This window comes from Neisseria sp. HMSC066H01 (genome assembly GCF_001837375.1).
GTDB lineage: Bacteria > Pseudomonadota > Gammaproteobacteria > Burkholderiales > Neisseriaceae > Neisseria.
Genome location: NZ_KV832189.1, coordinates 306,108 through 319,547, shown reverse-complemented (window position 1 = coordinate 319,547; position 13,440 = coordinate 306,108). Strand labels below are relative to the sequence as shown.

Here is a 13,440-nt window from a genome sequence, read left to right as displayed (position 1 = left end):
ACACACACTACCCGGTCATACCATAACCATGCAACTTACCGTCGTCGGACTCAACCACCAAACCGCGCCCTTGAGCATACGCGAAAAACTGGCATTTGCTGCTGCAAATCTGCCGGATGCCGTGTCCAACCTCGCGCGCAGCGAGGCGGCGGAAGAAGCAGTCATTCTTTCTACCTGCAACCGCACCGAGCTTTACTGCGTCGGCGAATCCGAAAAAATCATCAACTGGTTGGCAAAATATCACAATCTGCCCGTCGAAGAAATCCGCCCCTACCTCTACACCCTAGACAACAACGAAACCGTCCGCCACGCCTTCCGCGTCGCCTGCGGTTTGGATTCCATGGTCTTGGGCGAACCGCAAATTCTCGGCCAAATCAAAGATGCCGTCCGCGTTGCGCAAGAACAAGAAAGCATCAATACCCACTTAAACGCCCTGTTTCAAAAAACCTTTGCCGTTGCCAAAGAAGTGCGCACCGATACCGCTGTCGGCGAAAACTCCGTCTCTATGGCTTCCGCATCGGTCAAAATGGCAGAGCAAATCTTCCCTTCCATTTCCGACCTTAATGTCCTCTTTATCGGTGCAGGCGAAATGATCGAGCTAGTGGCCACTTATTTTGCCGCCAAAAATCCCAAGCTCATCACCGTTGCCAACCGTACACACCAGCGTGCGCAGGAATTGTGCGACAAACTCAGCGTCAACGCCGAAGCCTGCCTGCTGAATGAATTACCCGATATTCTGCACGATTACGACGTGGTTGTTTCTTCCACCGCCAGCCAACTGCCCCTCGTTGGCAAAGGTATGGTCGAACGTGCATTGAAAAAACGCCACAACATGCCCGTTTTCCTGCTGGATTTGGCCGTTCCGCGCGACATTGAAGCCGAAGTCGGCGAATTGGAAGACGCATATCTCTATACCGTGGACGACATGATGGATATTGTCCAAAGCGGTAAAGACGCGCGCAAAAAGGCAGCGGCGGCGGCTGAAAGCATGGTGGAAGAAAAGGTCAGCGAATTTATCCGCCAGCAGAAAAACCGCCAAAGCGTTCCGCTTATCCGCGCCTTGCGCGACGAAGGCGAACGCGCACGCCGCCAAGTGCTGGAAAATGCCATGAAACAACTGGCAAAAGGCGTATCGGCCGAGGATGTCCTCGAACGCCTCTCCATTCAGTTGACCAACAAACTGCTCCACTCTCCGACACGCACGCTCAACAAAGCCGGCTCGGACAACAGCGAATTAATCGATGCTGTGGCGCAGATCTACCATTTGGATCAACACGACTGACCGTAATTTAAAGGCCGTCTGAAAGAAGCGAGACAACAGGTTCTATGCCAAAGTTTTCAGACGGCCTCAAAACAACAAATTTCAATCATCATTTTTTCATTTAAAATGAAATGCTTGAAAAAAAACCGTTAAAGTGTAAAAATCCTACTTTATACATTTGAACAACATTCAAACAATAAAACTGCCTGCCGGCCCAAATACATGCCGACAATACGATAGGCACCGGCAAAAGGAACTTTCGTGCATATTAAAACAAACACATATCTGGCCCTTGCTGTCCTCTCAGCATCCCTTCTTTCAGGTTGCGACAAAGTCAGCACCTTTTTCGGCAAAGAAGAAAGCAAAGAACTCGTCCAACGCATAGAAACCAATACCGATGACGGTAAGGTCGGCATGCTGTTGCCCGATTTCGCCCAATTGGTACAAAACGAAGGACAGGCCGTCGTCAATATTCAAGCAACTCCGGCAAAACGCACTGCGACACCGGATGACGACCACAGCATGGACCTGAGCCAATTCCCCGACAACGACCCGTTTTACGAGTTCTTCAAACGCCTCGTTCCCAATATGCCCGATATGCCTCAAGAAGAGGCCGAAAGCGATGATTTGAATTTCGGCTCCGGCTTCATCATCAGCAAAGACGGCTATATCCTGACCAATACCCACGTGGTTGCCGGCATGGGCAACATCAAAGTCCTGCTCAACGACAAACGCGAATACACGGCCAAACTGGTCGGCTCAGACGCCCAATCCGACGTTGCCCTCTTAAAAATCGAGCCACAAGAAGACTTGCCGGTTGTCAAAATCGGCAATCCGAAAGATTTGAAACCAGGCGAATGGGTAGCCGCCATCGGCGCGCCATTCGGCTTTGACAACAGCGTAACTTCAGGCATCGTCTCCGCCAAAGGCCGCAGCCTGCCGAATGAAAACTACACGCCGTTCATCCAAACCGACGTTGCCATCAACCCCGGCAATTCAGGCGGCCCGTTATTCAACCTCCGCGGCCAAGTAGTCGGCATCAACTCGCAAATTTACAGCCGCAGCGGCGGTTTCATGGGTATTTCGTTTGCCATTCCGATTGATGTTGCCATGAATGTGGCCGATCAATTGAAAGCCAACGGCAAAGTCCAACGCGGCCAATTGGGCGTGGTTATCCAAGAAGTTTCTTACGATTTGGCCAAATCTTTCGGTTTGGACAAAGCAAGCGGCGCGCTGATTGCCAAAATCATGCCGAACAGCGCAGCGCAACAAGCCGGTTTGCAAGTCGGTGATATTGTCCGCAGCGTGAACGGAGAAGAAGTCCGCGCTTCGAGCGATTTGCCGGTCATGGTCGGCTCGATGATGCCGGGTAAAGAAGTCACTTTGAGCATTTGGCGCGGCGGCAAACAAACCGATGTCAAAGTCAAACTTGGCAGCGCAGCCGAACAAACGGAAACATCGGCCAAAGAAACCGAACAGCCGCAACACGAAGGCGGCCATGACGGCTTTGCCGTTGAAAACGCAGGCCTGACTTTGCAGGTTGAAAACGCAGACGGCAAACAACGCTTGATCGTTCTGCGCGTTAGCGGTGCGGCCGAACGTGCCGGCCTCAAACGCGGCGACGAAATCATTGCCGTCAGCCAAATCAGCGTCAATGACGAATCCACCTTCCGCAGCGCCTTGGAAAGCGCAGGCAAAAACGTACCGCTTCTGGTGCAACGCGACGGCAATACCTTGTTCCTCGCACTCAATCTGCAATAGCAAGATTTTCAGACGGCATGATGATGCGTTAAATGATAAAATACCCATCAGTCAGAGGCGGTGGGTATTTTGTTATCCGCTTTCCAAATCTAGGCCGTCTGAAAATATTTCACCGCTTATATACAATATAATTATGCAACTTATTAATTATTCGAATTCTATTTTATCCATTGTTCCGGCAGCCATCGCGCTTGCCCTGGCCATTGCCACGCGCCGTGTATTGCTGTCCCTGGGTGTCGGCATTATCGTCGGCTCATTCCTGCTGGTAGGCGGCAATCCGCTTGATGCCTTGGTTCACTTGAAAGACATGGCTGTCAGCCTGACTTGGGCGGACGGAGATTGGTCTTTGGGCAAACCCAAAATCCTGCTCTTCTTAGTGCTTTTGGGGATTTTCACTTCCCTGCTGACGCATTCCGGCAGTAACCAAGCATTTGCCGATTGGGCGAAACAGCACATCAAAGGCCGCCGCGGTGCGAAGCTGCTGACTGCCTGCCTGGTATTCGTTACCTTTATTGATGACTATTTCCACAGTCTTGCCGTCGGCGCGATTGCCCGCCCTGTAACCGACAAATTCAAAGTTTCCCGTGCCAAACTTGCTTACATCCTGGACTCCACTGCCGCACCGATGTGCGTTTTGATGCCGGTATCCAGCTGGGGCGCATCGATTATTGCTACTTTGGCCGGCCTTTTGGTAACGTACAACATCACAGGCTACACACCGATGGGGGCATTCGTGGCCATGAGCCTGATGAATTACTATGCCGTCTTCGCATTGATTATGGTGTTTGTCGTTGCCTGGTTCTCTTTCGATATCGGCTCAATGGCTCGTTTGGAACGCGCCGCTTTAAACGAAATTCATGATGAAACCATTGACACCGGCCATCCCAACGGCCGCGTATTCGCACTGATTGTACCGGTTTTGGTACTCATCGCCGCCACGGTTTCCGCCATGATTTACACAGGCGCGCAAGCTTCTGAAACCTTCTCTTTGCTCAGCGCATTTGAAAATACCGATGTGAACACTTCCCTCGTGTTCGGCGGCACTTGCGGCGTATTGGCCGTCATCCTCTGCACCATCGGCACCATCAAAACCAGCGATTATCCCAAAGCCGTTTGGCAGGGCATCATCTCTATGCGCGGCGCCATTATCATCTTGATTTTGGCATGGATCATCAGCACCGTTGTCAGCGAAATGCACACCGGCGAATACCTCTCCACCTTGGTGGCAGGCAATATCCATGCAGGCTTCCTGCCCGTGATTTTATTTCTGCTCGCAGGCGTGATGGCCTTCGCTACCGGTACAAGCTGGGGTACATTCGGCATCATGTTGCCGATTGCCGCCGCCATGGCCGTCAAAGTCGAACCAGCGCTGATTATCCCCTGCATGTCCGCCGTCATGGCCGGTGCCGTATTTGGCGACCACTGCTCGCCGATTTCCGACACCACCATCCTCTCTTCTACCGGCGCACACTGTAACCACATCGACCACGTTACTTCGCAATTCCCTTACGCACTGACCGTTGCCGCCTCTGCCACTATCGGCTACCTGATTTTAGGCATGACCGGCTCTGCGCCTTTAGGTTTTGTGGTAACCGGTATCGTGATGGTTGTGTTGATTTTCATCTTAAAAGACAAGAACAAAGCAACTGCCTAATTCAAAACCAATATTCAGACGGCCTGAGATATTCCGACACGCTCAGGCCGTCTGAATATTGCAATTACCCATATATCCATTATTCAGGACAAAACAATGAATACGCCCCATCTTCCACGCGGCCCCGTCATGGCCGACGTCGCCGCCTATCATCTGACCGAAGAAGAAAAACAACGCCTGCTCGACCCTGCCGTCGGTGGCGTTATTTTGTTCCGCCGCAACTTTGAAAACGTTTCCCAGCTCAAAGCTTTGGTTCAAGAAATCAAAGCCGTCCGCACGCCTGAACTCATCATCGCCGTCGACCACGAAGGCGGACGGGTTCAACGTTTTATTGACGGCTTCACCCGCCTGCCGGCCATGAACGTATTGGGTGAAATTTGGGATAATGAAGGCAAAGAAGCCGCCTGCGCCCAAGCAGAACAAGTCGGCTGGGTTTTGGCAACCGAACTCTCCGCCTGCGGTATCGACCTATCCTTCACGCCTGTATTGGATTTGGACTGGGGTCAATGTGCCGTCATCGGCAACCGCAGTTTCCACCGCGACGCCAACATCGTAACCCAGCTTGCCCTTGCCTTACAAAAAGGCCTGAACAAAGGCGGCATGAAATCTTGCGGCAAACACTTCCCCGGCCACGGCTTTGTTGAAGGCGACAGCCATCATGTCCTGCCTTGCGACGAACGCAGCCGCGAAGCGCTCGAAGCCGCCGACCTTATCCCCTTCCGCGCACTGAGCCAGGCAGGCATGGCCGCAGTCATGCCTGCCCACGTCGTATACCCGCAAATCGACAGCCAACCTGCCGGCTTCTCCGAAAAATGGCTGAAACAAATCCTGCGCCAAGAAATCGGATTTAACGGCGTTATCTTTTCAGACGACCTGACCATGGAAGGCGCATGCGGCGTCGGCGGCATTAAAGAACGCGCCCGACTTTCTTTTGAAGCAGGCTGCGATATTGTACTGGTGTGCAACCGCCCTGACTTGGTAGATGAATTGCGAGACGGTTTTCACGCGCCGGCAAACGCCGATTTGGCCGCACGTTGGCAATACATGGCCAACACATTGACCATCCAGGAAGCAGCCGACATCATGGCAACCGAAGCATTCCAAGCTGCCCAACAGGCGACCGCCAAACTGGCAACGCCAAAAGACATCGCAGGCGGTGTCAAAGTCGGCGAAGCATTCTGATTCAAGGCCGTCTGAAACATTGACGGCAAATAAAAAAGGAAGACTTTTTCAAGTCTTCCTTTTTTGATTCAAACCGATTAGCGGTGTTGCGGATTGTAACGGCTTTCCAATCGCAGGAATACCCAACCCAAAAAGCTTGTCAGCACCAAATAAATCAGCGCAATCGTATAAAGCGGTTCCTCATAGACAGAATAGCGGCCAGTAATCGTGCTTTGTACATAAGCCAACTCAGCCACACCGATGACGGACAACAATGAGCTGTCTTTCAACAAAGTAATAAATTCACTGGCCAATGGCGGCAACATACGGCGCAACGCTTGAGGCAAAATGACATAACGCATTGCCTGAGTATAGGTTAGCCCCAGAGAACGCGCAGCTTCCATTTGGCCTTTATCAATCGATTGAATACCAGCACGGAAAATTTCACAAATATACGCACCCGAGTTCGCAATCAACGCCAAAGAACCGGCAATCAACGCACCATAAGAACGGCGCAGATCAACAGCTGCTTCGCCGCTAATCAGCACACCGTCGGCCGGGTGAACGAAAAATGGGAACCAAACATAAGCCCAAATCACAATTTGTACAAACAATGGAGTACCGCGAAACAGCGTCACATACCAAAAAGAAATCTTACGCAACACCCAAGCCAAGGCACGCATCGGTGCACCGGCTTTTTCCGGATTGATCAAACGCGCCAATGCCAGCAGCAAACCCAAAACCGAGCCGCCTGCCGTTGCAACCACCGTCAGTCCCAGCGTTGTCAACACGCCGTATAAAAACATCCAGCGGTATTCATAAATAATGTCAAAACGAAAATCCATAAATCTTCCGTCGGTCAAAATCGGTAACGAATCCGAATATTTTTTAAAATGAAGCTTGATATTTTACAAGAAAATACATTGCTTGAACGGTTTTTTGTTAAATTATTCCGCCCAACCCTGCTTTTTTTACATTTCCAATGAATTGACACCCCTTTTCACCTTTGCCCATATAGGACATTTTCCGTATAAAAAACAAAGCGCAAACCCAACACAAAATTGACCGAAACACAAAAACAGCGGATAATCCGCCCATTCTTCAAACATCTTTCAGACGGCCTTCCCTCTTCCCTTAAAGGCCGTCTGAAAACATTTTAAAAAGCATAAAACATGAAAGCACCCGAACTCTTATTACCGGCAGGCGGCCTCGAACGTATGCGCGCCGCCTACGATTACGGCGCAGACGCCGTTTACGCCGGCAGCCCGCGCTACTCCCTGCGCGCCCGCAACAACGAATTTGCCAAACTCGATGTCCTAGAGCAAGGCATTAAAGAGGCACACGAGCGCAACAAAAAATTCTTCCTGACCGTCAACACGCTGCCGCACAACTCCAAACTCAAAACCTTCGTTTCCGATATGGAGCCCTTGATTGCCATGAAGCCCGATGCGCTGATTATGGCGGATCCGGGTTTGATCATGACCGTGCGCGAAAAATGGCCGGAAATGCCGATTCACCTGTCCGTACAAGCCAACACCACCAACTACTGGGGCGTAAAATTCTGGCAAAACATCGGTGTCGAGCGCATCATCCTGTCGCGCGAATTGAGCATGGAAGAAATCGCCGAAATCCGCCAAGAATGCCCCGACATCGAACTCGAAGTCTTCATCCACGGCGCATTGTGCATCGCCTACTCCGGCCGTTGCCTATTGTCGGGCTACTTCAATCACCGCGACCCTAACCAAGGTACTTGCACCAACTCCTGCCGTTGGGACTACAAGGTCCACAACGCCGTCGAAAGCGACGCGGGCGATGCCCAGCTTCTGCAAGGTTTCAACTTTGAAAAAGCCCAAGAAGAAGCCAACCAAAACTTCGAAGGCATCAACGGTCAAAAACGCCATCCCTACGCTGACAAAGTTTTCCTGATTGAAGAGTCCAACCGTCCAGGCGAAATGATGCCGATTATGGAAGACGAACACGGCACTTACATCATGAACTCCAAAGACCTTCGCGGCATTGAAGTGGTTGAGAAACTGGCCAAAATCGGCGTGGACAGTCTCAAAGTCGAAGGCCGTACCAAATCGCTCTATTATGTTGCACGCGTGGCCCAGTCCTACCGCAAAGCGATTGATGATGCCGTTGCAGGCCGTCCGTTTGATTACAGCCTGTTGAGCGAACTCGAAGGCCTTGCCAACCGCGGCTACACCAGCGGCTTCCTCGAGCGCCACCAAACTCAGGATTACCAAAACTACCTGACCGGCCACTCCATCGCCAAACAAAGCCAATATGTCGGCCACGTTACCGAAATCGATGAAAACGGCTGGGCGACCATCGAAGTCAAAAACCGCTTTGCCATCGGCGATTCACTCGAAATCATCCACCCGAGCGGCAACCAAACCATCAAATTGGAACAAATGACCCGCAAAGGTCAGCCTGTCGATGTTGCCCCAGGCAACGGCATTCAGGTCAAAATCCCGAATATGCAAGGCAAAGAAAAAGCTTTGGTTGCGCGGATTATGAATCCTTAAGCATCAACCAAACAAAGGCCATCTGAAAGTTTCAGACGGCCTTTTTAAATGATCTTTTAAATGATCTATGCTGTTTTAAGCCTGTTCTTGCAATACGGCGGCGATCAATTCTTCCGCACCGTCATCTGCCAGTTTCTTGGCGACAGCGCGACCCAAGGCATCGGCGTATTCGGCAGGGGCTTGTGCGTCCGCCTGCAAAATGACCGAGCCGTCAGGATGGCCGACCAAGCCGTCAGGATGGCCGACCAAGCCGCGCAAGGTCAGCAAACCGTTTTCTTCAGTGCAATATGCGGCCAGCGGCACTTGACAGCTTCCGCCCAAAGCGCGCGCCAACGCGCGTTCGGCCGTCACGCAGGCGTGTGTGGTATCGTGGTTTAACGGCTTCAAGACTTCGTACAAATCTTCGCGATGCGCTGCAATTTCAATACCCAATGCACCTTGTCCGGCGGCAGGCAGGCTGTCGGATTCTGACAAAATCATGCGGATGCGTTCATCCAATTCCAGACGCTGTAAACCGGCGGCGGCCAAGATAATCGCGTCGTATTCGCCGTTATCGAGTTTGGACAAACGGGTTTGCACATTGCCGCGCAAAGGTTTGATGACCAAATGCGGATAGCGCGCGCGCAACTGGGCTTCGCGGCGCAGGCTGGATGTGCCGACAACGGCGCCTTTGGGCATTTCTTCCAAACGCGCGTATTGGTTGGATACAAACGCGTCAAACGGATTGGCGCGTTCGCCGATGGCTGCAAGTGCGAAACCTTCAGGCAAATCCATCGGTACGTCTTTAATCGAATGCACGGCCAAATCAGCCCGGCCGTCATACAAAGCCTGTTCCAACTCTTTGACAAACAAGCCTTTACCGCCGACTTTTGACAAAGTTCTGTCCAAAATCTGATCGCCGCGCGTGGTCATGCCCAAAATCTCGACCTCGCAATCGGGATACAGGGCTTTCAGACGGCCTTGGATGTGTTTTGCCTGCCACATGGCAAGCAGGCTTTCGCGACTGGCGATAACGAGTTTTTTCGGGTTCATAATGGTTGCCTGAAAGATGGAAAACGGCATGAAGTCTATCATATTTTGGGCGGTTTTTCAGACGGCATGGGGGTGAATATGTTATATTTACACCTAAAAACCAAATTTTCCGGACAACATGAAACGCGCCAAAAAATATCCTTTTTTATCCTTACAGCGGCAACGTTTTCATCTGAACTTTGAAAACGCCTCTTCCGCCGCCGACCTTCCGAGCGAACGTGATTTTTACCGCTGGGCATGGTCTGCCTTGAAAAACGAATACCGCCGCGCTGACATCAGCCTGATTCTTCTGGACGAAGAAGAAGCCCGCGCCTACAACCGCGACTACCGTGGCAAAGATTACGCCACCAATGTATTGAGTTTTGCGCTCAACGAAGGCGAAATCCTACCCGACCAGTTTTCAGACGGCCTGTATGGCGATTTGGTGATTTGTCCGCAAGTGGTTTTGAAAGAAGCCGCCGAACAAGGCAAAACACCCGAGCAGCATTTTGCCCACTTGACCATACACGGCACTTTACACTTGATGGGCTACGACCACATCGAAGACGATGAAGCCGAAATAATGGAAGCCGAAGAAATCCGCCTGATGCTGGCGGCAGGTTTCCCCAACCCCTACCAAGAGGACGAATATTAAAATGGACGGTACGCAGTCGAAACCCAAGTTTTTCGAACGCCTAATCTCCCGACTTGCCGGCGAGCCCGACTCCGCCGAAGACGTATTGACCCTGTTGCGCCAAGCGCACGAGCAGGAAGTTTTTGACGCCGACACACTGACCCGGCTGGAAAAAGTATTGGACTTTGCCGAGCTAGAAGTGCGCGATGCCATGATTACGCGCAGCCGCATGAACGTATTGAAAGAAAACGACAGCATCGAGCGCATCACAGCCTACATCATCGAAACCGCCCATTCGCGTTTCCCCGTCATCGGCGAAGACAAAGACGAAGTTTTGGGCATTTTGCACGCCAAAGACCTGCTCAAATATATGTTTAACCCCGAGCAGTTCCACCTTAAATCCGTCTTGCGCCCTGCCGTTTTCGTTCCCGAAGGCAAATCACTGGCCTCCCTTTTAAAAGAATTCCGCGAACAACGCAACCACATGGCGATTGTCATCGACGAATACGGCGGCACATCCGGCCTGGTAACCTTTGAAGACATCATCGAGCAAATCGTCGGCGACATCGAAGACGAGTTTGACGAAGACGACAGCGCCGACAATATCCACGCCGTTTCTTCCGAACGCTGGCGCATCCACGCCACAACCGAAATCGAAGACATCAACGCCTTTTTCGGCACGGAATACAGCAGCGAAGAAGCCGACACCATCGGCGGCCTGGTCATTCAAGAATTGGGGCACCTGCCCGTGCGCGGCGAAAAAGTCATCATCGGCAACCTGCAATTTACCGTCGCACGCGCCGACAACCGCCGTCTGCACACCCTGATGGCCACACGAATTAAAGAAAACACGGATAAACCATGATTATTCTGGATCACGTCTCCAAACACTATCAAACACGCAACAACAAAGACTTTGTCGCCGTCGAGCCGACCAGCCTCGAAATCAAACAGGGGGAAATCTTTGGCCTGATGGGCTATTCCGGCGCAGGCAAATCCACCCTGCTGCGCCTGATTAATTTATTGGAACGTCCCGACACAGGCACCGTCAGCGTATGCGGCCAAGAGCTGACCGCGCTCAACGCCACGCAACTGCGCCACGCCCGACAAAACATCGGCATGGTGTTCCAACAGTTCAACCTATTGAGCAACCGTACCGTTGCCGAAAACGTCGCCTTCCCTTTAGAAATTGCCAAATGGCCGTCTAAAAAAATCCAAGCGCGTGTTGAAGAATGTTTGGAAATCGTCGACTTGCAAGACCGTGCCAACCATTACCCGTCCCAACTTTCTGGTGGTCAAAAACAACGTGTCGGCATTGCCCGTGCGCTGGCGCCGCAACCTCAAGTCATCCTCGCCGACGAACCCACTTCCGCCCTCGACCCCGCCACTACGCGCAGCGTTTTGAAGTGTTTGGAAGACATCAACCGACGTTTCAACGTAACCATCGTCATCGTTACCCACGAAATGAGCGTTATCCGCCGCCTGTGCGACCGTGCCGCCCTCTTGGACAAAGGCCGTCTGCTGGAAATCGTTGAAGTACACGGCAACCAAATCCATGCCCAATCCGAAATCGGGCAAGAGCTGATTCGAGAGGACTAATATGGCAAATTTGACATTTGAAAGTGCTGTTGAGACCATCGCCAGCATGAAGGGCGAAATTATCCAAGCCTTGGGCGAAACCTTTATTATGGTCGGCCTATCGACTACTTTCGCCGTTATCTTCGGTACGATTTTGGGCGTATTGCTGTTTGTGACGTCAAGTCATCAGTTGCACTACAACAAACAGCTGAATTTGTTTTTGGACAATCTGGTCAACCTGATGCGCGCATTCCCTTTCGTCATCCTGATGATTGCCATGATTCCTATTACACGCGCCATCATCGGCACGACCATCGGCCCGGTTGCCGCCTCATTGGTACTGAGCGTATCCGGCTTGTTCTACTTCGCCCGTCTGGTCGAGCAAAACCTGCGCGAAGTACCCAGAGGCGTGATTGAAGCAGCCTCCGCAATGGGAGCCTCACCCATGAGCATCATCTGCAAAGTGCTTTTGAATGAAGCGCGCGCAGGTATGGTTTCCAGCATTACCGTACTGGCTATCGGCCTTCTGTCGTACAGCGCGGCGGCAGGTATGATCGGCGGCGGCGGCTTGGGCGACCTTGCCATCCGTTACGGCTACTACCGCTATCAAATGGAGGTCATCATCTTCATCGTCGCCATCCTGGTTTTACTCGTTATCCTGATTCAAGGTATTGGTAACAGATTGGCACGCAAACTGGACAAACGTTAATTAAACCGGGCCGTCTGAAATGGGCTTACTATTTTTCAGACGGCCTGTTCTCTATTTAGGACATATATTCCCATTAAGTTTACAAAAAACATCCTCATCTTTCCAAAATAGATTTACAATCCCTCTTTTTTTAACAGCGGCAGCTTGAGGCCGTCTGAAACCGTTTTATCATCCATCTGGAGCAAAATTATGCGAATCAACCCATTCTTCAAAACCTTTTCAGCCGCTGCGCTGGCCATCGTATTGGCTGCCTGCGGCGGTCAAAAAGACAGCGCGCCGGCTGCCTCTGCCGCTTCTTCTGCCGATAACGGCGCAGAGAAAAAAGAAATCGTCTTCGGTACAACCGTCGGCGACTTCGGCGATATGGTAAAAGACCAAATCCAACCGGCTTTGGAGAAAAAAGGCTATAAAGTCAAACTGATTGAGTTTACCGACTATGTGCGCCCCAACCTTGCTTTGGCTGAAGGCGAATTGGACATCAACATCTTCCAACACAAACCTTATCTGGACGACTTCAAAAAAGAACACAAACTGGACATCGTTGAAGCCTTCCAAGTACCGACTGCTCCTTTGGGTCTCTATCCTGGCAAACTGAAATCTTTGGACGAATTGAAAGACGGCGTCAGCGTTTCTGCACCTAACGACCCATCCAACTTTGCCCGTGCATTGGTTATGTTGAACGAATTGGGCTGGATTAAACTGAAAGCCGACGTTGATCCGCTGACCGCATCTAAAGCAGATATTACCGAAAACCCTAAAAACATCCAAATCGTAGAACTTGAAGCCGCCCAACTGCCGCGCAGCCGTGCCGACGTTGACTTTGCCATTGTTAACGGCAACTACGCCATGAGCAGCGGCATGAAACTGACCGAAGCCCTGTTCCAAGAGCCGAGCTTCGCCTACGTTAACTGGTCTGCCGTCCGCACTGCCGACAAAGACAGCCAATGGCTGAAAGATGTAACCGAAGCCTACAACTCTGACGAGTTCAAAGCCTACTCACAAAAACGCTTTGCCGGTTACAAATACCCTGCGGCATGGGGTGAAAACGCAGCAGCAGGCGCTCAAGCCGAAGCCGCCTCTACTGCTTCTGCAACCAAATAAATCGCTCTTTGAAAAAAGGCCGTCTGAACGTTCAGACGGCCT

General features: G+C 51.6%; 12 protein-coding genes. 10 read left to right on the top strand and 2 right to left on the bottom strand.

Annotation, left to right across the window (positions count from 1 at the left end):
• The first annotated feature begins 28 nt into the window (after nt 1-28).
• The 4 genes from hemA (at nt 29) to nagZ (ending at nt 5,858) form a co-directional block, all read left to right on the top strand.
• Entirely contained in the window at nt 29-1,282 is a 1,254-nt protein-coding gene (gene hemA, locus HMPREF2551_RS01775; protein ID WP_036493228.1) for a glutamyl-tRNA reductase, read from the top strand.
• Between the two features lie 240 nt (nt 1,283-1,522).
• Nucleotides 1,523-3,022, top strand: a complete 1,500-nt coding sequence (locus HMPREF2551_RS01770) for a DegQ family serine endoprotease (protein WP_070836902.1) — start codon at nt 1,523-1,525, stop codon at nt 3,020-3,022.
• 133 nt (nt 3,023-3,155) lie between these two features.
• On the top strand, nt 3,156-4,676 hold the full coding sequence (locus HMPREF2551_RS01765; protein ID WP_070836901.1) for a Na+/H+ antiporter NhaC family protein: 1,521 nt from the start codon (nt 3,156-3,158) through the stop codon (nt 4,674-4,676).
• A 96-nt stretch (nt 4,677-4,772) separates the two neighbouring features.
• Nucleotides 4,773-5,858, top strand: coding sequence for a beta-N-acetylhexosaminidase (gene nagZ, locus HMPREF2551_RS01760; protein ID WP_070836900.1), 1,086 nt, complete (start codon nt 4,773-4,775; stop codon nt 5,856-5,858).
• A gap of 77 nt (nt 5,859-5,935) precedes the next feature.
• Here nagZ and HMPREF2551_RS01755 read toward each other — a convergent pair whose 3' ends face one another.
• A complete protein-coding gene (locus HMPREF2551_RS01755) occupies nt 5,936-6,682 on the bottom strand; it encodes an amino acid ABC transporter permease (RefSeq protein ID WP_070749324.1) in 747 nt (248 codons plus the stop codon).
• A 327-nt stretch (nt 6,683-7,009) separates the two neighbouring features.
• Here HMPREF2551_RS01755 and yegQ point away from each other — a divergent pair, with 327 nt between their 5' ends.
• Complete coding sequence (yegQ, locus tag HMPREF2551_RS01750) at nt 7,010-8,365, top strand: prephenate-dependent tRNA uridine(34) hydroxylase TrhP (protein WP_049336697.1); 1,356 nt, start codon at nt 7,010-7,012, stop codon at nt 8,363-8,365.
• A 75-nt stretch (nt 8,366-8,440) separates the two neighbouring features.
• On the opposite strand, the gene hemC is transcribed toward yegQ, so the two are convergent.
• A complete protein-coding gene (hemC, locus tag HMPREF2551_RS01745; RefSeq protein ID WP_143128506.1) occupies nt 8,441-9,397 on the bottom strand; it encodes a hydroxymethylbilane synthase in 957 nt (318 codons plus the stop codon).
• 118 nt (nt 9,398-9,515) lie between these two features.
• On the opposite strand from hemC, the gene ybeY reads away from it, so the two are divergent.
• From ybeY to HMPREF2551_RS01720, 5 genes are all read left to right on the top strand, one after another.
• The gene (gene ybeY, locus HMPREF2551_RS01740; RefSeq protein WP_070836898.1) at nt 9,516-10,031 is read left to right on the top strand and encodes an rRNA maturation RNase YbeY; all 516 of its coding nucleotides are present in this window, start codon (nt 9,516-9,518) and stop codon (nt 10,029-10,031) included.
• 1 nt (nt 10,032) lies between these two features.
• Nucleotides 10,033-10,875 (top strand): HlyC/CorC family transporter, encoded by an 843-nt coding sequence (locus HMPREF2551_RS01735; RefSeq protein WP_049322797.1) that lies wholly within the window; start codon nt 10,033-10,035, stop codon nt 10,873-10,875.
• On the top strand, nt 10,872-11,609 hold the full coding sequence (locus HMPREF2551_RS01730) for a methionine ABC transporter ATP-binding protein (protein WP_070836897.1): 738 nt from the start codon (nt 10,872-10,874) through the stop codon (nt 11,607-11,609). Before HMPREF2551_RS01735 ends, HMPREF2551_RS01730 begins: the two co-directional genes overlap by 4 nt.
• A gap of 1 nt (nt 11,610) precedes the next feature.
• The gene (locus HMPREF2551_RS01725) at nt 11,611-12,297 is read left to right on the top strand and encodes a methionine ABC transporter permease (RefSeq protein ID WP_070836896.1); all 687 of its coding nucleotides are present in this window, start codon (nt 11,611-11,613) and stop codon (nt 12,295-12,297) included.
• A gap of 189 nt (nt 12,298-12,486) precedes the next feature.
• Nucleotides 12,487-13,398 carry a MetQ/NlpA family ABC transporter substrate-binding protein gene (locus tag HMPREF2551_RS01720; protein WP_070836895.1) on the top strand — a complete coding sequence of 304 codons (912 nt, stop codon included), beginning with the start codon at nt 12,487-12,489 and terminating at the stop codon, nt 13,396-13,398.
• The last annotated feature ends 42 nt before the right edge of the window (nt 13,399-13,440 follow it).

Coding starts and splice junctions, on each gene's coding strand:
- HMPREF2551_RS01755 (WP_070749324.1), bottom strand. CDS start 6,682: ATGGATTTTCGTTTTGACATTATTTATGAATACCGCTGGATGTTTTTA.
- hemA (WP_036493228.1), top strand. CDS start 29: ATGCAACTTACCGTCGTCGGACTCAACCACCAAACCGCGCCCTTGAGC.
- HMPREF2551_RS01735 (WP_049322797.1), top strand. CDS start 10,033: ATGGACGGTACGCAGTCGAAACCCAAGTTTTTCGAACGCCTAATCTCC.
- HMPREF2551_RS01720 (WP_070836895.1), top strand. CDS start 12,487: ATGCGAATCAACCCATTCTTCAAAACCTTTTCAGCCGCTGCGCTGGCC.
- nagZ (WP_070836900.1), top strand. CDS start 4,773: ATGAATACGCCCCATCTTCCACGCGGCCCCGTCATGGCCGACGTCGCC.
- HMPREF2551_RS01765 (WP_070836901.1), top strand. CDS start 3,156: ATGCAACTTATTAATTATTCGAATTCTATTTTATCCATTGTTCCGGCA.
- HMPREF2551_RS01730 (WP_070836897.1), top strand. CDS start 10,872: ATGATTATTCTGGATCACGTCTCCAAACACTATCAAACACGCAACAAC.
- HMPREF2551_RS01725 (WP_070836896.1), top strand. CDS start 11,611: ATGGCAAATTTGACATTTGAAAGTGCTGTTGAGACCATCGCCAGCATG.
- hemC (WP_143128506.1), bottom strand. CDS start 9,397: ATGAACCCGAAAAAACTCGTTATCGCCAGTCGCGAAAGCCTGCTTGCC.
- ybeY (WP_070836898.1), top strand. CDS start 9,516: ATGAAACGCGCCAAAAAATATCCTTTTTTATCCTTACAGCGGCAACGT.
- yegQ (WP_049336697.1), top strand. CDS start 7,010: ATGAAAGCACCCGAACTCTTATTACCGGCAGGCGGCCTCGAACGTATG.